The organism is Acinetobacter sp. ANC 3903, from assembly GCF_002135315.1.
In the GTDB taxonomy this organism is placed as follows: domain Bacteria; phylum Pseudomonadota; class Gammaproteobacteria; order Pseudomonadales; family Moraxellaceae; genus Acinetobacter.
Map to the genome: position 1 here is coordinate 174811 of NZ_NEGA01000007.1, position 21484 is coordinate 196294.

At 38.1% G+C, this 21484-nt stretch carries 21 protein-coding genes, 1 tRNA gene and 1 pseudogene; 15 read left to right on the forward strand and 8 right to left on the reverse strand.

The window, feature by feature from the left end; all coding sequences use genetic code 11:
- Positions 1–294: 294 nt before the first annotated feature.
- The 4 genes from B9T29_RS07435 to B9T29_RS07450 are packed head-to-tail and all read right to left on the reverse strand — an operon-like array spanning position 295 to position 3492.
- The gene (locus tag B9T29_RS07435; RefSeq protein ID WP_086175307.1) at positions 295–945 is read right to left on the reverse strand and encodes a hypothetical protein; all 651 of its coding nucleotides are present in this window, start codon (positions 943–945) and stop codon (positions 295–297) included.
- 26 nt (positions 946–971) lie between these two features.
- A complete protein-coding gene (gene queF, locus B9T29_RS07440; RefSeq protein WP_086175308.1) occupies positions 972–1787 on the reverse strand; it encodes an NADPH-dependent 7-cyano-7-deazaguanine reductase QueF in 816 nt (271 codons plus the stop codon).
- Complete coding sequence (locus tag B9T29_RS07445) at positions 1787–2560, reverse strand: ABC transporter permease (protein WP_086175309.1); 774 nt, start codon at positions 2558–2560, stop codon at positions 1787–1789. The genes queF and B9T29_RS07445 overlap by 1 nt, the downstream gene beginning before the upstream one ends.
- Entirely contained in the window at positions 2557–3492 is a 936-nt protein-coding gene (locus B9T29_RS07450) for an ABC transporter ATP-binding protein (RefSeq protein ID WP_086175310.1), read from the reverse strand. The genes B9T29_RS07445 and B9T29_RS07450 overlap by 4 nt, the downstream gene beginning before the upstream one ends.
- Positions 3493–3670: 178 nt before the next feature.
- On the opposite strand from B9T29_RS07450, the gene B9T29_RS07455 reads away from it, so the two are divergent.
- The 14 genes and pseudogenes from B9T29_RS07455 (at position 3671) to B9T29_RS07520 (ending at position 15760) form a co-directional block, all read left to right on the forward strand.
- Positions 3671–3746 (forward strand) — tRNA-Arg (locus B9T29_RS07455).
- A 163-nt stretch (positions 3747–3909) separates the two neighbouring features.
- Entirely contained in the window at positions 3910–5154 is a 1245-nt protein-coding gene (locus B9T29_RS07460) for a tyrosine-type recombinase/integrase (RefSeq protein WP_086175311.1), read from the forward strand.
- A gap of 384 nt (positions 5155–5538) precedes the next feature.
- A pseudogene (locus B9T29_RS16530) lies at positions 5539–6008 on the forward strand (tyrosine-type recombinase/integrase); the annotation flags it as partial.
- Positions 6009–6198: 190 nt separating this feature from the next.
- Complete coding sequence (locus B9T29_RS07470) at positions 6199–6483, forward strand: hypothetical protein (protein WP_086175312.1); 285 nt, start codon at positions 6199–6201, stop codon at positions 6481–6483.
- Between the two features lie 122 nt (positions 6484–6605).
- The gene (locus tag B9T29_RS07475; protein WP_086175313.1) at positions 6606–7763 is read left to right on the forward strand and encodes a hypothetical protein; all 1158 of its coding nucleotides are present in this window, start codon (positions 6606–6608) and stop codon (positions 7761–7763) included.
- A 246-nt stretch (positions 7764–8009) separates the two neighbouring features.
- Positions 8010–8951, forward strand: coding sequence for a YagK/YfjJ domain-containing protein (locus B9T29_RS07480; protein ID WP_086175314.1), 942 nt, complete (start codon positions 8010–8012; stop codon positions 8949–8951).
- A 70-nt stretch (positions 8952–9021) separates the two neighbouring features.
- Complete coding sequence (locus tag B9T29_RS07485; protein WP_086175315.1) at positions 9022–9888, forward strand: hypothetical protein; 867 nt, start codon at positions 9022–9024, stop codon at positions 9886–9888.
- 233 nt (positions 9889–10121) lie between these two features.
- Positions 10122–10439, forward strand: a complete 318-nt coding sequence (locus B9T29_RS07490; protein ID WP_086175334.1) for a hypothetical protein — start codon at positions 10122–10124, stop codon at positions 10437–10439.
- A gap of 92 nt (positions 10440–10531) precedes the next feature.
- A complete protein-coding gene (locus tag B9T29_RS07495) occupies positions 10532–11563 on the forward strand; it encodes a DUF932 domain-containing protein (RefSeq protein ID WP_086175316.1) in 1032 nt (343 codons plus the stop codon).
- A gap of 162 nt (positions 11564–11725) precedes the next feature.
- On the forward strand, positions 11726–12790 hold the full coding sequence (locus B9T29_RS07500) for a YqaJ viral recombinase family protein (RefSeq protein WP_086175317.1): 1065 nt from the start codon (positions 11726–11728) through the stop codon (positions 12788–12790).
- Between the two features lie 87 nt (positions 12791–12877).
- On the forward strand, positions 12878–13777 hold the full coding sequence (locus B9T29_RS07505; protein WP_086175318.1) for a hydrolase or metal-binding protein: 900 nt from the start codon (positions 12878–12880) through the stop codon (positions 13775–13777).
- Between the two features lie 94 nt (positions 13778–13871).
- Positions 13872–14102: a helix-turn-helix transcriptional regulator gene (locus B9T29_RS07510; RefSeq protein ID WP_086175319.1), complete on the forward strand. Its 231-nt coding sequence runs from the start codon at positions 13872–13874 to the stop codon at positions 14100–14102.
- 73 nt (positions 14103–14175) lie between these two features.
- Entirely contained in the window at positions 14176–14760 is a 585-nt protein-coding gene (locus tag B9T29_RS07515) for a class I SAM-dependent methyltransferase (RefSeq protein WP_086175320.1), read from the forward strand.
- Positions 14753–15760: an HNH endonuclease domain-containing protein gene (locus tag B9T29_RS07520; protein WP_086175321.1), complete on the forward strand. Its 1008-nt coding sequence runs from the start codon at positions 14753–14755 to the stop codon at positions 15758–15760. The genes B9T29_RS07515 and B9T29_RS07520 overlap by 8 nt, the downstream gene beginning before the upstream one ends.
- 26 nt (positions 15761–15786) lie before the next feature.
- Here the strand turns inward: B9T29_RS07520 and B9T29_RS07525 are convergent, their stop codons facing one another.
- The 4 genes from B9T29_RS07525 to B9T29_RS07540 are packed head-to-tail and all read right to left on the reverse strand — an operon-like array spanning position 15787 to position 21157.
- Positions 15787–16482 carry a M48 family metallopeptidase gene (locus tag B9T29_RS07525; RefSeq protein WP_086175322.1) on the reverse strand — a complete coding sequence of 232 codons (696 nt, stop codon included), beginning with the start codon at positions 16480–16482 and terminating at the stop codon, positions 15787–15789.
- Positions 16479–19559, reverse strand: coding sequence for a type I restriction endonuclease subunit R (locus B9T29_RS07530; RefSeq protein ID WP_086175323.1), 3081 nt, complete (start codon positions 19557–19559; stop codon positions 16479–16481). The genes B9T29_RS07525 and B9T29_RS07530 overlap by 4 nt, the downstream gene beginning before the upstream one ends.
- A 36-nt stretch (positions 19560–19595) precedes the next feature.
- Entirely contained in the window at positions 19596–20822 is a 1227-nt protein-coding gene (locus tag B9T29_RS07535; RefSeq protein ID WP_086175324.1) for a restriction endonuclease subunit S, read from the reverse strand.
- A complete protein-coding gene (locus B9T29_RS07540) occupies positions 20819–21157 on the reverse strand; it encodes a hypothetical protein (protein WP_228146577.1) in 339 nt (112 codons plus the stop codon). Before B9T29_RS07540 ends, B9T29_RS07535 begins: the two co-directional genes overlap by 4 nt.
- Positions 21158–21260: 103 nt before the next feature.
- Between B9T29_RS07540 and B9T29_RS07545 the strand changes: the two genes are divergently transcribed.
- On the forward strand, positions 21261–21484 hold a 224-nt coding region (locus B9T29_RS07545; RefSeq protein WP_171264002.1), incomplete at its 3' end, for a transposase.

The following is a 21484-nucleotide window of genomic DNA, read 5'->3' on the forward strand; positions in this document are numbered from 1 at the left end:
CTTGCTATAGAAGTTGGAATAGGTAAAATTTAGCAATAAGTCACAATCTAAGAAAAAATAAAATCGGGCAGAATTCAACTTTCATCATCACTTTATATAGCAATAATCTGGATATAAAAATAAAAGGAAAAAAGTAATGCAGAAGATGTTTCTGAAATCAATACAGTAAAAATCGTAAAGCAGGAATTGAATCAAGTTAAAGGCTCATAAAATGATGAATTCTTAACCATTTGAGCTGGAATTGGACAATAAAAAACCTAGCCATGGCTAGGTTTTCGATGGTTTTATAAATGTTTAAGCATGGAATAAAGTATCGTGATATTCAGCAAGTGCCTTCAACTCATCTTTATTCAGATTTGGAATGATTTTATCCACTGCAATATGCACGGCTTTAATCACTGCAGCTGCGCCTAAATCAGCAGCTTTGCGTTTAATCATGCCTAAATCAAGGGTCTTATTAAAGTCGCTCATAAAATGACGCACGGTCGCTTCAGCAAATTGCTTATACGATTCCGTGAGTGCCGCTTTATTGACTTCATTCCCGGCTTTAATTTCCGCATAACTATGCTTAAGATTGGTCACCAGGCTTGCATCTAATGACTCACCTACGCGGAAGTTGCCTTCAGCATCTTTAAACAAGCTTTTTTCAGAAAACTCAATCGATTGCTTGACTACATCATTTGAAGATTTACTCATTAACTGTTTCAATAAAACAGCAACGGTTGATTTGATATAACCCGCAAGTTTTTCAGCTGTATCACGTTTATCACTGGCTGGAAAATGATGCACAAGCTCAGTCAAAATAGCATCAATGATTTCTTCATTAATTAGCAATGCTGTTTTGTCGCGTAAAGGGTAAAGTGGTTCGCTGGAATTTTTCTTTTCCTGAGCTGTTTGAATACTGGTTAATAATTCTGCAGTCGGAATAAAACCAAAAAATGGCATGTTAAAAAACCTCAATATTCTTCATTTTATTGTCGCGCCAAACGAATGGGGCGAGGCATCCATGTCGCATCCGATACACGGCAAGGGTTGATGTCTAATCCGCCACGACGTGTATAAGTTGCATACACCATCAGTTTATCTGGAGCAAGGTTTTGCCAGATGTCGGCAAACATCTGTTCCACACATTGTTCATGGAATCCATTATGCTGACGGTAAGAAATAATATAAGCTAAAGTACTGCGATAACAAGGTTTTTTACCCTGATATCGAATAAAAACTGTGCCCCAATCGGGCTGGCCAGTGACTGGACAGTTACTGCGTAATAAATGCGAATAGAGTTGAACTTCAACTTGTTCACTATTTTCTGCATCTAACTTTAATAAAGTCGAGTCCGGATGATTCTCTAAGCGTTCAGGGCTTAAATCATCAATACAGATCCCTTCCGGTTTGGAAATATCCAGATTATCCGCCTGAAATAGAGTCAGGGTGATAGGAGCGCCTGCTGCCGCAGATAAATCTTTTTCAACCGTCACAATAAAAGCGTCTTTTGAATCGAATTGGGTGAAGTTCATACTATTAAAGTAGAGCTTGAGTGATTTTGATTCGATCAGGTTGGGAGAAGATGCTGGCAAAGTGATACGACCAATCGCAACTTGAGGAATGCCGGCCGCATTCAGCCAAGAAATCTCAAATACATGCCACCAGTCTTTACCTTGCTGAATGCCTTCAACATGGGCATATTTTTCACGCGCTTGTGCACGTGCAATGGGAAACAGAATATCGGGTTGATATTCTGTTGGATAATTGGTGTCTTTACCTAATAGAGAATGTTCTACACTCATTATTCACGCATTCCTGAACCACGAGAAAGTAAATAGTAAGCTATACCGTAAAGCACAACACAGCATAGGGTAATAACAGTCAATGAAATGGAAACATTGACATCGCTGTGACCTAGAATGCCGAAACGGAAGGCATTGACCATATATACGATCGGGTTAATTAAAGAGAGATTTTGCCAAAATGGACTTAAAGCACTAATGGCATAGAATACACCACCTAAATAGGTGAGTGGAGTCAGTACAAAGGTTGGAATAATTGAAATATCGTCAAAAGATTTCGCATACACCGCATTAATTAGACCACCGAGTGAAAATAATAATGAGGTAATTAAAACGGTATATATAGTCACAAACCAGTTGGTAATATATAAGTCGGTAAAGAACATGCTCATGGCTGTGACAATAATGCCGACCAGTACACCACGACACACCCCACCAATCACATAGCCCCAAAGCACCATGTGTAAAGGTACTGGACTCATAATCAGTTCTTCAATGCTTCTTTGGAATTTGGCACTAAAAAAACTGGAAGAGACATTGGCATAGCTGTTAGTGATCACTGCCATCATAATCAGGCCAGGTACAATAAACTGCATATAGCTAAAGCCACCCATTTGGCCAATACGCGACCCGACCAAATTGCCAAAGATCACAAAGTACAGGCTCATGGTAATGGCAGGCGGCAATAAGGTTTGTGGCCAGATGCGCATAAAACGGCGCACTTCTTTATGCACAAGGGTATATAGCGCAACGCTGAGTTGATTAAAGTTCATTGCGCAGCTCCATCAAGATTTTTTTCGACCATTTTCACGAACAGTTCTTCCAGGCGGTTCGACTTGTTACGCATACTGCGGACTTGAATGCCTTGTGCTTCCAAAAGTTGAAACAGTTCGTTCAAGGTATGAGCCTTGTCCATAGTCACTGCTAAGGTGACAGGATCAATTAAATTAAAACGCACACCAATAATTTCAAGATGCAGCGGTTGAATCGGTTCGACCAAGTCGAAAATAAAGGATTCTTCACTGAGCTGATTGAGGAAAGATTTCATGCTGGTATCTTCCTTAATTACACCGCGGTCGATAATGGCTATACGACGGCACAGCATTTCAGCTTCTTCTAGATAATGCGTGGTCAGAATAATAGATGTACCTTTTTCATTCATTTCTGTGAGGAAATCCCACATGGAACGACGTAATTCAATATCGACCCCGGCAGTAGGCTCATCTAAAATAAGAAGTTTAGGCTGGTGCATCATGGCACGGGCAATCATTAAACGACGTTTCATCCCGCCAGAAAGCATACGCCCCTGTGTATCGCGTTTTTCCCATAAGCCTAATTTTTCCAGATATTCTTCAGCACGGCTTTCTGCAGTTTTTTTAGGGATACCGTAATAGCCGGCTTGAGTGACCAAAATATCAAAGGTTTTTTCAAACTGGCCAAAGTTAAATTCTTGCGGCACAACGCCTAGACATTGTTTTGCTGCTGAAGGATGGGTATCCAGATTGTGGCCAAAAATTTCCACTGTACCGGAGGTTTTTTTTGTCAGTGAGCTGATAATGCTGATGGTGGTGGATTTTCCTGCACCATTAGGACCAAGAAGGGCATAGAACTCACCATCGGGTACCGTTAAATTAATACCTTTGAGTGCCTGAAAACCGTTGCGATAGGTTTTGGATACGTCCTTCAAAGTCAATGCATCAGTCATGAAATTCTCACCTGGTGAATAGTATGAGTATTGTGAGTGATCTTGCTAAATAAACCAAGTAAATAAGCAGGAATTGTCTGTTGCAATAATGGAACATTGCTCAAAGTATAAGCACAAAAATTGATGACTTATATATAGTTGCTTTACCTTACGGTTTTTTTTGTTATGATGTGCACGCGCGCTCATAGCTCAACTGGATAGAGTACAGGTCTCCGAAGCCTGTGGCGTGGGTTCGAGTCCCGCTGAGCGCACCATTTTTCTATTTTATCCCTTCCGAATTTATTTGAAATCTATTAAAAATAAGCAACTTATGTTGATCTATTGTTTGACGGTGTCCGACGCTGTTTTAGGATTTCGAAGTTTTTTACGGTAATTTTTGCGGTAATCCAACATTTACTGCAGGGACTTACCGTAAAAATGCCAAAATTAGTTTTAAATCTTACAGATACACAAATACGATCGGCTTTAAGTTCACACAAAAAATTATCAGTTAAGGTTCAAATCAAACTTGCAGATGGTAAAGGTTTGTTCTTTATCATTGATAAAAATGGGAACGCATATTGGAGATGGGATTATACTCGGCCAATAACTAAAAAACGTAACAGTATATCTTTAGGGACATATCCAGAAATATCTTTATCAAATGCACGTGCAAAACGAGCTGATTGTAGAGAGTTGCTTGCTCAAAATATTGATCCAGCAATTCAAAAGCAACGTGAAGATGAACTTACGCAATTTCAAAATAATACTTTTAAATTAATAGCAGATGAATACCGTAAGACCGAAGAACTAGAGCCAAGTACTCAACGTCGAAATAATTTTGTCTGGGATAAGTTATATGCAGCGATAGGCGATAAGACAATTACTGATATTACACCGACACAAATTTTGGATGTATGCCGTATCTATGAGCTACAAGGTAAAACAGATTCTGCCAAACGCATGAGGAGTAAGGCTTCTCAGGTTTTTCGCTATGCCATTGCCTTGGGGATATGTCAGTTTAATGTTGCTGATCAAATCAGTGGTATTTTGAAAGTAGGGAAAACGAAGCATAGATCCGCAATAACTGATGAGCAGCAGCTGGGACAATTATTACGAAATATTAATAATAATGTTAGTCGTGGGGATATTGCGATTGATTATGCAGTTAAAATATTACCCCATGTATTTGTGCGTCCTGGTGAGTTACGTGCGGCAAAGTGGGCAGACATCGATTTTGAAAATAGAACATGGAGTTATACACCACCTAAAACTAAGAATCAGACAGCCCTACAACATATTGTTCCTTTGTCTGATCAAGTCTTGAAGCTATTCCAAGAGTTGTATCGCATTACTGGATATACTGAATATTGTTTCGTATCAATGCGAGATAAATCCAAAACCATTAGTGAATCGACTATTAATAAGCGATTGAAACAATATGGCTTTGAAAATGGAGAAACTACAGGCCATGGGTTTAGAGCAACAGCAAGAACGTTGTTAGATGAGGTTTTGAAGTTTCCTATTGAGCGTATTGAGCAGCAGTTAGCTCATCAGGTTCGTGATATGCATGGTCGGGCATACAACCGTACAAAGTATTTGGAAGAACGGACGGTAATGATGCAAGCCTGGTCGGATTATTTAGATGGATTAATGTATAAACATGCTAAGCAAGCTATTTAGTAACTGAGTTGGTTGTATTTCAGTTAAGTTGACGCCATCTCCACCAAAATTCAATTCAGAGAAATTCAACTGAATGTAAAAAAGCCTTTAAACTCAATGTTTAAGGGTTTTTTTATTGGCTGTATTGTACGGCTCTAAGCTGTGTGACCCAATTATTTTTAGTCTAAATGTGGTTAAATTGTGCCCAAACTCACCGATACAGAATGCAGGAAAGCTCAGCCAAAAGATAAACGATATCGTCTTTCAGATGAGAATGGACTATCACTGCTCGTTACACAAGTATGGTAAAAATATTGGAATGTCCCTTATACCGTTCATGGATAGCGCAAGTTAGAATCACTAGGCTCTACCCTGGCATGAATCTAAAGAAAGTAAGAGACCTCGCTCTTGAACTTAAATACAGGCGTTCGAGTAAGTTAGTTACTGAAAGCATGTTGGGATGAGTTTAATCTAGAAGGGCGAAAGTGGGATATTCTGGAAGAACGGATTAAGAAACGTTTACCGCATCGTTGTGTCTTACCGGTATGATGATTACAGAACTTTAAGCATTAAGAATTATTTATAATTAGGAAAGCTTTTTCCACATCGTTTAAATAATAAAGCACCTAGGCATAGCAAATCAATTTTGGCAGACATTAAGCGTTCAGTTTATGCAGGCCGAATGACAACACATGGTTTTTCAGTGCTCTTTAGTACACTCTTGAATGAGTCTAATTTATTCAATTCGAATGCAATTGAACGCCAATTGGCTCATGTACCACAGAACCGTATTGGATCTGCATATAACTGTGCTCAGTACTGGGGTCGAGCGTGTGAAGATAATAGAATGGCATGGAGAGCATGTGAAAGGATAGCTTAAATTTCGAATTGCTATAAGATTCAATCTGTCTAATGCTTATTTTACATAATGCATTCCTGCTAAAATGCAGATAAATACTCAATAGTTTTAAATATTTTTAAAGATTTAGTTAAAGTAGCTAGATCTTTTTTTATTTATGAATTAAAAAGAACTTTTCTTGAAATAAAAACATAAGGATAAAAATAATGTTTTTAGTGCCATCAGTAGATATGATTAATTTGGATAATATTGTAGACCACAATCAGCAACATCTTAATTTTCATATTAATTCTATTGTAAATTTAACACAAGTTTTAAGTTTTCATATGTTTCAAGTAGCGAGTCAGCAATTTACAAAAATTCCTAGTGATATGGGGGTAAGATATGGCATTCAATTTTTTATGATAAATAGTTCTATAGTTTTTTGGTATTTTTCCAATAAAGTAGAAAGAGATGATCAATTAAATACAATCATTCAAAAAGTTCAATAGAGTTATGTATTTTGAATACATAGTTCAAAAAATTAAATACATAGATTTATATTTTAAATACATTAAAAATGGTTATTAAAAAATTTTTTTAATTTAAGTAATTGTAATAATTGGGGGTTTTCTTGAAATTATCGATAGATCAGTTGGTTGAAGAGATAGAAGTTCTCATACAGGAGCTAGATCAAAATATCCATTTTTTTGATAGTAAGAGTACAGGTTTTGCTCCCAATCTATTACACGAAAATTTTCAACACGCAGCTAGAATAGAAAAATTTATTGCTTATATTTCAAAATATAAAAGTAATTTATTTCGCCAGATAACAGCGCCTGAAGGAGGTTTTTACTTTTATCCGACAGCACTGTCAGATCGATTTAATCCTTATGATTTTGTTTACTATAATTCCACGGATAAACAGTTTTTTTTCACCAGTTATCAAAAATTTAGTCAAAATGTGCAGGCTTTTGTAGATGTTTTGCATCAGCAGAATCAGCATCCAGATACTAGAACCATCCCTGAAATTCTAAAGGAATATCCAAATGCACCGAATGCACAGGTCCCAATTCTCGATACTCAATTAACACATGTGCATAGACAAAATATTAATTTTTTTGTAGATCGCTTGAGATCAGTCATAAACGATAAAGAATTTGAAGATTCTGCAAAAAAAATAGTCAGAAAGACACAAACTAAATATCGTGAGTATTGTGATTACATTGATGAGTTGTTTGAAAAAAATGGTGATTTGACATTTGTTTGTCTGGAGCTTGGCTTGCTGGCAGGTGCGTTGCAGATGTCTTTTTCAGATCAAAGCATCAAGAGTTTAGTCGAGCTTAAAACCAAGTTTTTTAACAATGCTAGAAATGTAGATCCATTAAAACGAGCAATCGGGTATGTGGGAAAGTGGGAATGGTCAACTGTAAAGGGTGGGCTGTATTATCGAATCATATTTATTTTTCCGACCCAAGATGTCAGGGAAATTAATGCTCTTCAACATGCTCTAAACTTTTATTGGTGTGAAGAGATCACTCATGGGCAAGGTCTATGTCACCATGCTTATATTGCAGCTGCTCCAGCAAAATTTAAAAAAAGTTTTTGTCATATCAAAGCAAGTAATGACAAAGAGCGAGACCAGTTCAAAAAAAGAGCGATTGGTTATCTGACAAAATCTGAAAAATATTATGATCCACCTGAGTTAAAGCAAACGTTGAAAAGTCTATTGGTCAATAAGACCTCAGATCGAGACAGCAGCTTAACGTTCAAATCGAAGTCTAGAAAATAAATTAACTTTAGCTTATCCATATTTGGAAACGTTACTTAATTTAAGCTATGCCAGTTCAGCTGATTCACTGTTGAGTCGTAGATGGGGCTTAACAGGTTATTAAAGTTATTATATCTAATATTAATTATATAATTATCAATATTTTATTTTAATGATAATTGATTTTTTACTCATATATATGGGTAAACAACTAAAAGATTACAGACATGATTGTGATATGAATCCTAACATGATGAGTATCACACTATGAATTTGACAACACCGATCTGGAATGAATCCAGTCTTTGCATTGCGATTGAAGATTTTGTTTATGACATCTGTTTTGAACAGATGGATGAGCATTATTTTAAACAAGCGCTCAGTACATTATATGAAGCTTTTCAACATTTCTATTCAGCACAGCTTTACTACGCTCAATCCATTCAATATTTTATTCAATGTATGCAATGGATCGATTGCTTTCTCAATGGTCAACCTGCATCGCAAATCTTAAATTTTGATATACAGCAAGTTCAAGCACTATGGTGTGTACTTAGCCACTATAAAAATGATTACTGGAATGAGTATGCTCGTTTCATTCAGCAAGAATCTCAGAATAAAATTGCGTTACAGCAGTATTTAACCAAGCTCATAACCCATTACTCAGAACTGTTATTTGTTCGTGTTGATTTGAGTTATCTCAAAGAACAGCAGGTCTATATCGGTATTGAAGATGTTCAACAGCATATGAATATTTTAAGAAATCGTATTGCTAATCAAGATGGATGTTTCTTTGGTTTACAGGGTTATGCTTGGGCCTTAGAGCAGGGTGCAAACAAAGGTTATCATTGCCACTTATTGCTGATCTATGATCCATCCAAACGTCAGAATGACTGGTATTTAGCTGATCAGGTTTGGCAAATGTGGAACAGTATTACGGGTAATATGGGCTTGCACTTTAATTGTAATACTACGAATCATAAGCAGAAGTTTATGCGGAATGATCGCTTAGGTGTAGGGCCTATTCGATGCAGTAATCTAGTGGAAGTAAGCAATGCTTTAAACGCAGGAATCTATCTGGTCAATCCTGAAAAGTATGCTCAGCATTTACGAGCAAAGATACCGTATATGCGTAGCTTTGGTATGGGTCAATTTGAAGTGCATTGGCGCAGAGGTGTTGCACAAACTTTGCAGCTATGCGGATTCTAGGTTAAACAATCATTAAAAAGTTACGGCACTCCTAAGTCTATGAAATAAATAACTTAGGATGTGTTATCTCATGACCGCTTACAATGAATCTCAAACGTTTTGTGAAATTGAAAACTTTATTCTGTCGATCTTGACCAATCAAATTAGTGTTGAACAATTCAAACAACAAATCATTCCATTGATCAAAAAGTCCAGACGATTCTTTATTGAGGGCAATAATTATATTGCAGCGATTATTGTATTCAAGCATCTTGAAATAGCTTTATTACAAGCCATTCAGTTTAGATTTTATGACAATATTCAAGACTTGCCTGATCATGTGGTTGAAGGTTTTATTGAGTATGTGCAAGCGCAAGCCGGATTGATTGAAACTGATTATCAAGCTGACCAGAAACAGCATAAGGCACAGCTTAAAAAGACTGAACGTTTCTTATTGGAATGCATGCAGCAACAGGATCAATTGACGATCTTCCCGATCTGTTTGGGCATTCGTCCAGAAGCTTTATCTGGGATTCGCTTATATGATCTTGATTTATATCTGAGTGGATTGTTGAAGTTAATTAGAGCACGAGATCTGGCTTTATTTCGCTATATTCATTCAGTGATCTGGCAGGTCAAACATGATCCCGAGCAAGGCTATTATATCCAGCTGTTCTGTATTTATGCTGGACAGGTACAGGCTATAGCCTTAACTGATCATGCCCACAGAATTGGTGAGCAATGGATGGAAATAACCAATGATTATGGTGCAGTACAGTTTGAAGAACATGATCTGAAAGGGGTATCGGTGAATTGCCATGATGACAAGCAGATTCAACGTGCTTTGCAAACCATAAAGACTCGTTTAAACAGCCATGCCAAAGATCATTATTTAAGAGTGATAAGGCATCGTCGCAAAACCTTTGAATGCGAGCGTATCGGCTTAGGAATAGTGTGAATACTGTACTGTAAAGGGGGATAGTTGAATTCCCCTTCGCCTAAGCAAAATTTAAAAAAAATTATAAAGGTACCGATTAAAAATCCATTCTAAAAAAATATAGATACATATCATTGAAATGAAAGCGATGCGGCTACTTTAGCCCAGTCTCATGCAATACAGAAATGAACGATTTGCCTGCTTCCCCCAAGCAGGCTTTTTTATTCAGCTCATTCTATACAGGAAATATTCAAATGAGTTTGCCATGTCCTTATTGTCAGTCCAGAGAAACTATCCTACTGGAATCACCCCGACATTTACCCAGTACTTCATCCAATAACCAGATCTCAAACCAAGTTATGTCGCCTATGGCACTGGCCACATTAGGGATCAGTGTTTCCAAAAGCCTGAATATTCCTCCGATTGCAGGTGCCTTGGTGGGTGTATTGATTGGTGGAATTTGGATGCTGATCAGTGATGATGAAGTTTCAAACAGTCCACATCCTGTGTATAGCCGATATTACTACTGCAACAACTGCGACCGAGATTTCAGTCCGATCATTCGCAATTAAATTTATTAAACGATCTAACCCAAGAACCTTTTAACCCCTTACCGTCCATCCATTCAGTGTGATGGCAATACAGCAATATTAGGAATAACTTTATGGCACATCTACTTGAACAAATGGCTTATGTGGGTGAAACCCCTTGGCATAGTCTCGGCAATCAGCTGACACAGAACCAACCGATTGAAGTCTGGGCACAGCAGGCAGGTATGGATTGGCGAATTGAATCCTCTAATGTTAGCTATATGGCACAGAATGATCGAGGGCAAAACATCATCCTGCCTTTTGAGGAACAGCGTGTCTTGTATCGCTCAGATACCCATGCACCGTTATCTGTGGTCAGTCAGCGTTACCAGGAAGTACAGCCCTTAGAGATTTTAGAGTTCTACCGTGATCTGACTGAGCAATCAGGCTTTGAACTGGAAACGGCAGGCGTTCTTAAAGGGGGCAAGAAGTTTTGGGCTTTAGCGCGTACCGGTCAAAGCAGTATGCTTAAGGGCAAGGATGTGAGTAACGGATATATCCTTTTAGCTACTGGCTGTGATGGAACACTGGCAACAACAGCTCAATTTACCTCTATTCGTGTGGTTTGCAACAATACACTCGCCATTGCATTAAAAGGAGCAACAGCCAGTGCGGGTGTGGTGAAAGTGCCACATAGTACCAAGTTTGATGCAGGTAAAGTCAAACACCAGCTTGGTGTATCTGTGCGTCAATGGGATGATCACATGTATGAAATGAAACAGCTCACACAGCGCAAGGTCAGCCAGCAGGAAGCGGCAGCTTATTTTGATGCTGTGTTCAATAACACAACTTTGAGTATTCCAGAGCAGGAAGAAGGCATCATTCAGTTTTACCGTAATGTTGCATTAGAAGCGAGTAACAATAAAACTGAACCAAACGGCCGTGCGATGACCAAAGCTATGAATATGTTTAATGGACAAGGACGTGGTGCGGAGCTTTCATCTACGAAAGATACGGCATACGGCTTGTTGTGTGCCATTACTGAATTTGCTGATCATGAGCGTCGTGCAATGAGTACAGATCATCGACTTGATTCAGCGTGGTTTGGTGCAGGTGCAAGTCTTAAACAGCGTGGTTTAGAACAAGCATTGGCAATGATCGGCTAGCTCTCCAAATTTGGGATCGTGGCTGTTTGTATAAGTCATTCAACAGCTTGTTATCTGGTAAATACTTTAACGATCAACACATCGAGAATCATTCCTGGCACCAGCCGGGAATGGTTTTTTTATGCCGTTTTTTAATAAATTACAATAAATAAGGATAACCCTATGAACCAAATCGCACCGATTCAGCCACTTCAAGTTGGCCCTATGACATTGCCATCTACTGTTCAAGGAATTAAGCCAAGCACTAAACGCAGTAATGCTGCAAAGCGTTTAGCGAATACCAAGAACATGGGATACAAGGATTGGCTAGAAGTCAGAAAACAAGGCATTGGTAGCAGTGATGCAGCTACTGCATGTGGACTGAATCCCTATATGTCCATGCTGGAATTGTGGATGATTAAGACTGGACGTACACAGCAAAACCTAGAGGACGAAAGTAAAGGGCTTGCACCTTTATACTGGGGCAAACAGCTTGAACCGTTGGTTGCAGAATATTATAGCCTGCATACCAATAATAAGGTCAGACGTGTCAATGCTGTCCTTCAGCATCCTGATCCTGATAAATCTTTCATGCTTGCCAATCTTGATTATTCGATTTTGGGTAATGATGAGGTTCAAATTTTAGAATGTAAGACTGCAGGTGAGCATGGTGCCAAACTATGGCGTGATGGTGTACCGCTCTATGTGCTTTGTCAGGTACAGCATCAGTTGGCTGTAACAGGCAAACAGGCAGCACATGTCTGTGTTCTGATTTGCGGGCATGAAACGAAGATTTTTAAAGTAACACGCTCCGAATCAGTGATTGAGCACATCGTCAATGCAGAACGCTATTTCTGGGAATGTGTTGAATCGGATACTCCGCCTTCAGTTGATGCCAGTGAGTCTGCAGTGCAAGCCATTCAACAGCTTTATCCAGCTCATGTGCCACTCAGTGTTGAAGACTTATCTCAAAATGAAAATGCCAATTTCATGTTTGATAAATTGATCAAGATGAAAGAGGAGATTCAGCATAAACAGGAGCACTTTGATGAACTCAAGCATCAAATTCAAATGATGATGAAAGACAAAGAGCGTGCAGTGTTTGCGCATGGCTCTGTTGTTTGGAAGAAGGCCAAAGATACAGTCAGCTTAAATACTAAGGCTTTGCTGGAGCATCAGCCTGATTTGATCCAGCACTATCCGCTCCAAAAGTCAGGCAGCCGAAGATTTAACATCTATACAGACTAGCCCTGGTTTTCCATCTACCAAATTTAACAAGCCCTTTGTTTATACAGCAAAGGGCTTTTTTGTATTTATTCAATGAGGAAATTCAACATGATTAAAGGTCTAGCCATTACACCGCCTACATTGGGGCGAATCAGCATTGGGCGAGTTGTGGAGAAGAATGGTAAGCGTCTGCCTGAAAAAGATGATCAATTTACCATTACTTCTCAAATCCAAAATAAAGAGGGATGGATTAAGCACCCGCTTGATGAACAGCTTCGTGCCAATATCCCTAACCAAAAGCTCCGTTCCATTCCAGTCAGAATGATTTTCAATGATCCAGATCTGAACCTAAGAGCAGAGTACACCTTATTTGATCGTCAAACAGGTCGACCTATTTGCGTAGGCAATGGTGAAAGCTGTCAGCGATTAACGAATCAAGGTGTAGAACAGCAACCTTGTCCTTCACCTGATTTATGCCCTTTGGCACAAGGTGGACATTGCAAGCCCTACGGACGTCTGCATGTGAACCTGGATGAGTCGGATGAATTTGGCACATTCATTTTTCGAACTACAGGATTTAACAGCATACGCACCTTGGCCGCTCGATTGAGTTACTACCATGCGGCATCGAATGGTTTGTTGTCATGTCTTCCTTTGCAACTCACCTTACGAGGAAAGAGCACAACACAAAGCTATCGTCAGCCTGTGTATTACGTGGATTTAACTTTAAGAGACGGCGTGGATTTGCAGTCAGCTATACTGACTGCCAAAGAAATTGATCAAAAGAGCAAATCAGCAGGCTTTAATCAGGAGGCTTTGGACCAAATGGCTAGGCAGGGTTTTGCCAATGCACGGTTTGAGTTGGATATAGAGGAAGAGTTAGATGTGCTAGAAGAATATTACCCTGAACAAGAACAGAATCAGGCGGTGGAGCAACAAGCTTCGCATGAAGGGTTTGTGCAGGATATTCAGCAAGGGTTGCAGCAGAGCGTGAGAGCGGTGAATTAAGTTAAAGAAAGGAGATTTCTAACGTTAAATTTTACAGACCAGCTCTATTATTTGAGCGAATAGCCGCTCGCATCAATGATTAGGAGCAAACCTCATGAATGCGTTTATCGGTCAGACATTTCAAATGAATCAGCTTATCAATATCAAACAAGTTGCGTTGTTTACTGGAGTTGGACGTTCAACTATCTATGAAATGATGGATGAGAACTCACCTTATTACGATCCTACCTTTCCAAAGAAAGTAAAAATCACTCAAAACCGTATCGGCTGGTCCGCTTATGAAATCCATCAATGGATTGAAAATAAGTTAGCAAGTCGTGAATAACATGGGAGCTTTCGCTCCCTTATTTTTTTGTTTTTTAGTAGACTAAGTTTAGTTTTTAGCCTAAGCATCCCTCATAAAAATGATAGATTATTACAATCAATATGCAGATGAATTTACTAAAGCAACGCTACATGTGGATATGGAAAGCCTATATCAGCCATTTTTAGTTGAGTTGCCTGAATGTGTTCGGATTCTTGATGTTGGCTGTGGCTCAGGTCGTGACATGTTAGCATTTAAGAGTAGGGGGTATCTGGTTGATGCAATAGACTATTCAGAAGAACTGGTGAAAAGAGCTACTCAGCTTACAGGCATTCAAGTTAAGTTACAGAGCTTTTATGAGCTTGATGAACATGACACCTATGATGGAATTTGGGCATGTGCATCATTGTTGCATTGTGAGCGTAGTCGCTTGGTTGAGGTCGTTGGAAAATTAATAACCGCCTTGAAACCAAATGGTGTGCTTTATATGTCTTTTAAATATGGCGACAGCGATAGAGAAAAAGACGGACGACAATTTACTGATTTAAATGGAGAACAAGCAGAGCTACTACTGAATCAGGTTGAGGATGTCACACAGCTAAAGCAATGGATTACTATAGATCAACGCCCTGATCGTCAAGAAAAATGGCTCAATCTGCTTTGGAAAAAACATGCCTGATTTGATTCCTACCGCACAAGAACAACTAAAATTTCTGAAAAATATTCAACTGATTTTGCAGTCGGGTAGTTTTAGTAGTACCTATAAATTTGCACTATTAATCAGTCTTAGTCGATTGGCTATTGAAAAAGGTGAAGATACAGGCACAGGTCTGACACTTGAATATACAGATATCGCTGAGAAGTTTGTTGAACTGTACTGGAAGCAGGCTGTACCGTATGTATTTAACGATGAAGGACAACTCATCTTAAATCAAAATAATGGTAAACAAGCAGCCATTGTGAATCGAATCATTGAGCTTCGACAGATTTACTCATCTCTTGGGCTATTAAGACGAGATTCATTGATATGGTTGAAGCTAGTTAAAGATGTGGCTCGTACTGTAAAAGATATGCCAATTCGTTATCTACAAAATATTAATGGTCAAAACTTTGAGTTTTTATATCAGCTTGATCAGTGTGGAAAGCAGTTTATTCTTCTCCCTCAAGTCATGTTTTGCTTACGACAGTTCAGCGAGATCATTGAAGAACTCTGTCAGAAACGTTGGATTGACTATATCCGTAAGAACAGTACCAATGCACCAATTTTGAATCAGTTACCCAACCTTGAACAATTCATGTTTGAACCGAGTCGGAACCAATTGAATGCGGTGGCAAATGTGTTGGTGGAATTACAAGAATGCAAATGCTTCTACTGTAATAAGCCGATGAAAAAAGGTACTTATGCAGTTGATCATTTTATTCCCTGGTCAATGTATCCATCAGATACAGGGCATAACTTCGTGTTGGCAGATTCAAGTTGTAATTCTAAGAAAAGTAATTTGCTTGCATCAGATGAGTTTCTTCATAAGTGGCAGGAACGAAATGAGGAACAGGATTTAATTATTGTAGATCGGATATCGATACTTGGTTTTTTAACGGATAAAGATCGGTCACATAAGGTTGCTGAGTGGGCGTATGCACAGGGGAAAGAAAATAATTATGCCATTTGGCATGGTTAGATGATTAATCAATGTTGAATGATTATTTAACCAAAATGTAAAGGCATCTCGCTAAGCTTCTGTTTTCGCTGTTGCCAATCTGGCATATGCTCATCTAAAAGACTGACAAATCGGTCGCCATGATTTGCTTCAAGCAAATGTAAGAGTTCATGTACAATAATATATTCAACGCTCGCTTTGGGCTTTTTAGCAAGCTCGGTATTTAAACGAATATTTTTGTCTTTAGGGTTACAGCTTCCCCATTTTGTTTTCATTGTACTCACGAGCAGTTTGTTGGGCTGAACTTGTAGTTTTTCAGCCCATTGTAGAATAAGAGGTTCAGCAAATTGACGTAGCTCTTTGCGATACCATGTATTCATGAACGTTTGTCGTTGTTCCAATGTGTAATGTTCTGCACAGAAGAAAACCATGTTGAAAGAATCATATTTAATAGAAGGGCGTTGGGCTTTTGCAATGCTGAGCAGGTAACGTTGGCCCCAAATATAAATACTTTCACGTTCGACATAGAGACGTTTGGTTTCTCGGGATTGTTCCTTAAACTTTTTTTGTTCTTTTTTAATCCAAGAAAGTTTAGAGATCGCATAGAGTTTTAACGATTCTTCAGACACATATGAAGGAGCCGTCATTTTGATAGCACCTTCGGGTGGATAAACACTTAAGTGAATGTTTTCAACATCTTTAAGTGTTAAGTCAATCGTAATATCACCAATGCGGATAATCATCTAAACTCGTCATGTCCTGTGAGTACATCCATTAGTGTATCTAATAAATTTTCATCTTGGATTTGTTTCTGAATTATATTCCGTAATTTTGAAGTTTTAAGTGGGTGTGTTTGCCAACCTGCTGGTTTATTGTTGAGTACAAACTCATGTATTTCAAGTGCTTGCTCTTCATGCTTAAATAAATTAAAGAGAGCCTTTTTCCCTTTCGTATCGATTTTTGCGCTGGTTTTTACCACTGTACCTGAGTGTACATCTTTCGCCAGTTGTTCAATTTTCTTTAAATATTCGGCATAGCGATCTGCACTGTCCTTACGGATTTTGATAACTTCTTCTAAGAGTCCTGACATTTTGGCATGGAAAGCAGGGTCAGCGAGATGGTCTTTAATTAAGGTACTACGGATGTTATTTTCAATCGTTTCTGCGACTGAATTTCGATCCTTCATATTGTTCAATTTTTTGGTAATGGTTTCAGCAATGCCGGTTTCCACAATCAATTGAATCAGGGTTTTATCTTCAAACGAACTGACTTTGACTGAATTTTTAGCATCGATATAATTATCAATAAGATAACGCATATCAGCTTCAAAAGTTTTTAGGTCAAGATACTCACCAGCACGTAAACGAACCTTCTCTCTTAAATCTAAATAAAAGACCTCTTTAGCTTTTATCTCTTTGGTCTCTTCTGCGGAATAACCAAGTTCTGTAAGTTCATCTTTCGCATTGGCAAATGCACGGAAGAAAGTAGCAATAGACTTATACAGCGTAATACGTCTTTGATAGGTTGCTTTCAGATCATCAGGGTTTTCTGAGTTACCACAAAAGAACTTTAAGAAATCTTCTTCACAGCTATTTGGTTGCACCATTTGCATGAGCAAATTAAGTTGCTCCATCGCATTATCTAAATGCTCTTTCGCCATAATTTTACGATTTTTAATCTCAATTTGTGCGTCTTCAGTTTCTGTTGTGTCTAATTCCGAGTTATAGACAGCAATGGCTTTTGCCATTTTCTGAAATAGGTTTTTGTAGTCAATGACTAAACCATATTCTTTGTCTGCAGTGTCTAGACGGTTAGTACGACAAATCGCTTGGAATAGTCCATGGTCTTGCATTGATTTATCTAAGTACAAGACTGAACAAGAGGGTGCATCAAAACCTGTTAAAAGTTTATCGACAACAATGAGTAACTTCATTTGTGTCGGCTGATCGACAAATTTTTTCTTTGCATTGTCAGTATAGGTTTCTGCTTTTGATTTTCCTGATGCGTTATTTACATTTTGCAAAATTTTTTCATAGGTTGCATAAATGTATTGGTCTTCAGTTTCGGTATGGCTATCTACAATAGATTTGCTGACTTTAGCAGGACTAGGTTCATAAGACGTAATCAGCGAACAACGATTTCGTAGAATCGGCGAGTTACTATCTTGAATTAAATTGTAGTACTTACATGCTTCATAAATGCTAGATGCTACTAATATGGCTGTGCCACGTTGTTTAAGGCGTGGAATTCTTTGCATAAAGTCATTATTTATATCGAGCATGATTTTACGCATGCGTTGCTCAGAACTATTCAGTTTCTGACGTGTACCCCATTCTTTCTTAAGCTCGACTTGTTGCCATTCGTTTAAGTTACGGTTACGCACGGTTTCTTTAAACCAATCGTCAATGGCATCTTGATCTGAGATGTATTGATCGACGTCACGTGCTTCGTATGCCAAGTCTAGAATCACGCCATCTTCTACCGCTTCTTTAAATAAGTAGGTATGAATATAGCCACCAAATACTTCTAAACTATTTTTGGCATCTTTTTTCAGGAGTGGTGTTCCTGTAAAACCAATCATTACAGCTTGTGGAATAATGGCTTTCATATAGCGGTGTAAATCACCACTTTGAGTACGGTGACATTCATCAATAAAGACAATCACTTCACCAAAGACTTTAGATTTTTGTTTGGCAAGATCAGCAATGAAGGCATCGATGTCTTCAACATCACGTTGTCCAAACTTATGGATCAGAGTACATAACAAGCGTTCCTCAGGATTTTGTAGCGCACTCATTAAGTTTGCGCCACTACTTGCACGGGTGACTTTTCGACCTGATTGAGTAAATACTTTTTCGATTTGTTTATCGAGTTCATCACGGTCAGTAATGACGACAACACGTGCATGTGGTTTATTTTGTAAAATCCATTTGGCAAGCATGACCATCAAGATACTTTTACCTGCACCTTGGGTATGCCAAATAATCCCACCTTGTTTTTTATTCACATATTGTTGTGATGCTTTTAAACCAAAATACTGGTGTGAACGAGGCAGTTTTTTTACACCTGCATCGAAAATAATGCAGTCGTAGATGATTTCTAATAAGCGTTCTTTGTTACACAGACGGCGCAAATATTTAAACAGAATATTATCTTCTTCGACGTCTGTGTCTTCTTTCCAGTTTAAATAAAATTTAGATGGGGTGAGGGTAGTACCATATTGCAAGCCTTGGGAAGTGTTACCTGCAATTAAAAGCTGTGTCGTGTTAAAGAACCAAGGATTGAATTCATCTTGTTGATTGGATATCAGTTGAGCAATACCTTCACCGAGTGACACGCTACCTCGTTTGAGTTCGATGACACCAACGGCAATACCATTGATATATAACACGAGGTCAGGGCGACGGTCTGCCTCTACACCCTTAAGGGTAACTTCTTCAGCCACATAAAAGCGGTTATTTGCTCGGTTTTTCCAATCGATGAGAAAAATGGTTTTTTCATTTTCTTCAGCGCTCATTTTAACACCGACGCCCATACGCAATTTGCCATAGAAGGCTTTATTGACTTCATATAAGCCATCGTATTTATTCGATAAGACTTTATTTAGCTCGTCATAAACCTTGCTGATTTCATGATCTGAATGACCTTGAGATTTTAAAAATTCGGTTAAATATTCAGGTTCAATATTGCTATTGTTTTCACGGTACTGCCAGTTACCTAAATAGGCAAATCCTAGGGTTTGTAATACAGCAATGACTTGTTGTTGCGTATGTGCTTCATTGTTTACGGTATAGTCCATATTGATTGCTTCTAAAGTCATGTCGTGTATTACTCCCCCTAAAATTTTATAAATGCTCTAGGCCAAACGAATTTCGCCAGTGAGTAGTTTTTGCATCATGCCTTGCTTTAATAATTTAGCTTTTGATAATTTGCTATTTAATAAATTTAACTCATGATCAATAGTTTTGAATTTATTTACGATAGCATTTTGTTCATCTAAACTTGGTGAAGGAATTAATAAATTATTGATGATAAATAAGTTTAATCCACCACGACCACCGTCACCAGTTGATAGGCTTCTAAGCTCTTCATATCGATTATCTAAATTGTAGTAAAGATAATCAGAATTAAATTTTGGATTAGGGAAAATTGCAGCAATAGATTGATTAGTACATAAACGGATTCTAGAAATCGCAACCGTACCTCTAGTTTTCCCTTGACCTGCTAACCCAATTAATACACTGTTTTCAGGCACATACTTAGTACTAGAGTTTTCAAGACCTAAATTAGTAATTCGTTCAGAGACATCGAAAACCTCTTTTAGATGTAATTCACCTGAACTCATCCAAGGATTTTCACCGCCCCAATATGCATCAATTAGAGTACTTGGAGTTCCTCCAGCTGTGGTATAAGTCAAATCTTTAATCTTAAAAATTTCCCAATCCTCAGGTATTTTTCCTAACTCAGAGTCTTTATAGCCTTTTGCCGTACCGTCCTCATTAAAAGCAAACTCTTTTAAACGCTGTTTACCTGTTAAAAGATTGACCATTAAGCCTTCTTTCATCATCTTTTTCTTTTCGATAAGTTTTTCTAATGCAGAAATATAGTTATCCGCATCAGTTAAGGCTTGAGCGATTTTTTGTTGTTCGGCTAGTGGTGGAATTTGTAAGACAATATTAGAACAAGTTTCTTTATTTAATTTGGGTTGAGCGGTACCACTGTTTAAATTGGTATAACTTAAACTTTCCAATTTTTCAGTAAGAAAAATTGGATTTACGTGTGGTAAACATGCTAATACATGCGCATGGTTATTAACCCATATTTTCCCTTTAACATAATAAACAAGTCGAGTATTTCGACTTAAAATATTTTCACCATCTTCACCTAAAAGAACATATTCACCATCAAAAATATAATCATGAACATAATCTACGATACCAGAAGCACCATAGTAGGGATAATCACCAGATATGCGGTTACTACTTTTAATTGGGCGACGATCACCGTCAAGGAAATGGACAAGATCCTTTAATTTATAAGTTTTCCAAGAATGTGAAGAGTTGTGGACGGTGTTAGAACTCATAGCTCAAACCCCATTGCAACTAAATGAGCTTCAACTTGCTTTTCTAACTCTTCAACACTTTGCGTCAATTGCCCTAAAGTAAACTCATAACGCTCTGCCAACTCACGTACACGCACCGTTAAACGCTGTGCTACACGCTCAACATCAGCATTAATTTGCTTGGCTAAATCGGCAAGCCATTTATCATCGGTTACCAATTCCTTAATTTCAGATTCGGTTAAAGTAAAGAAATATTCATACGTATCGTCATCGAGCTTTGTAAACAGCTCTTTAACTTTACTCTTAGCAGTTTTGATTTTATTGCTTAAGTCTAACCAACAGTAAAGAACAGACAAGTTATCAAAATTATCAAATAAGTCAGCACCTTCATTTCTACTTAACGTTGGCTTTGTTGCACAAACGTATCTCTAAAGACTTATTCCACAATATAATTTTCAAATGAATAAGCTCACACCAAAAATCTATCGTACAACCAATTGGTCGACCTACAATAAAGCCTTGATCAATCGAGGAAATATATCAATTTGGTTTGATTCAGCGACCCAATGGTATGCTCCGTCCATCGGTAAACAAGGGCGAAATCAAATCTATTCTGATGCAGCAATCCAATGCTGCTTAATGATTAAATCCTTATTTCGTCTGTCTTTACGCATGGTCACCGG

Excerpts from the sequence above, each read along its gene's own strand:
- B9T29_RS07530 (WP_086175323.1), bottom strand. The coding sequence starts at position 19,559 with ATGACTTTAGAAGCAATCAATATGGACTATACCGTAAACAATGAAGCA.
- B9T29_RS07535 (WP_086175324.1), bottom strand. The coding sequence starts at position 20,822 with ATGAGTTCTAACACCGTCCACAACTCTTCACATTCTTGGAAAACTTAT.
- B9T29_RS07510 (WP_086175319.1), top strand. The coding sequence starts at position 13,872 with ATGAATGCGTTTATCGGTCAGACATTTCAAATGAATCAGCTTATCAAT.
- B9T29_RS07450 (WP_086175310.1), bottom strand. The coding sequence starts at position 3,492 with ATGACTGATGCATTGACTTTGAAGGACGTATCCAAAACCTATCGCAAC.
- B9T29_RS07460 (WP_086175311.1), top strand. The coding sequence starts at position 3,910 with ATGCCAAAATTAGTTTTAAATCTTACAGATACACAAATACGATCGGCT.
- B9T29_RS07485 (WP_086175315.1), top strand. The coding sequence starts at position 9,022 with ATGACCGCTTACAATGAATCTCAAACGTTTTGTGAAATTGAAAACTTT.
- B9T29_RS07470 (WP_086175312.1), top strand. The coding sequence starts at position 6,199 with ATGTTTTTAGTGCCATCAGTAGATATGATTAATTTGGATAATATTGTA.
- B9T29_RS07525 (WP_086175322.1), bottom strand. The coding sequence starts at position 16,482 with ATGATTATCCGCATTGGTGATATTACGATTGACTTAACACTTAAAGAT.
- B9T29_RS07520 (WP_086175321.1), top strand. The coding sequence starts at position 14,753 with ATGCCTGATTTGATTCCTACCGCACAAGAACAACTAAAATTTCTGAAA.
- B9T29_RS07495 (WP_086175316.1), top strand. The coding sequence starts at position 10,532 with ATGGCACATCTACTTGAACAAATGGCTTATGTGGGTGAAACCCCTTGG.
- B9T29_RS07500 (WP_086175317.1), top strand. The coding sequence starts at position 11,726 with ATGAACCAAATCGCACCGATTCAGCCACTTCAAGTTGGCCCTATGACA.
- B9T29_RS07490 (WP_086175334.1), top strand. The coding sequence starts at position 10,122 with ATGAGTTTGCCATGTCCTTATTGTCAGTCCAGAGAAACTATCCTACTG.
- B9T29_RS07445 (WP_086175309.1), bottom strand. The coding sequence starts at position 2,560 with ATGAACTTTAATCAACTCAGCGTTGCGCTATATACCCTTGTGCATAAA.
- B9T29_RS07435 (WP_086175307.1), bottom strand. The coding sequence starts at position 945 with ATGCCATTTTTTGGTTTTATTCCGACTGCAGAATTATTAACCAGTATT.
- B9T29_RS07505 (WP_086175318.1), top strand. The coding sequence starts at position 12,878 with ATGATTAAAGGTCTAGCCATTACACCGCCTACATTGGGGCGAATCAGC.
- queF (WP_086175308.1), bottom strand. The coding sequence starts at position 1,787 with ATGAGTGTAGAACATTCTCTATTAGGTAAAGACACCAATTATCCAACA.
- B9T29_RS07480 (WP_086175314.1), top strand. The coding sequence starts at position 8,010 with ATGAATTTGACAACACCGATCTGGAATGAATCCAGTCTTTGCATTGCG.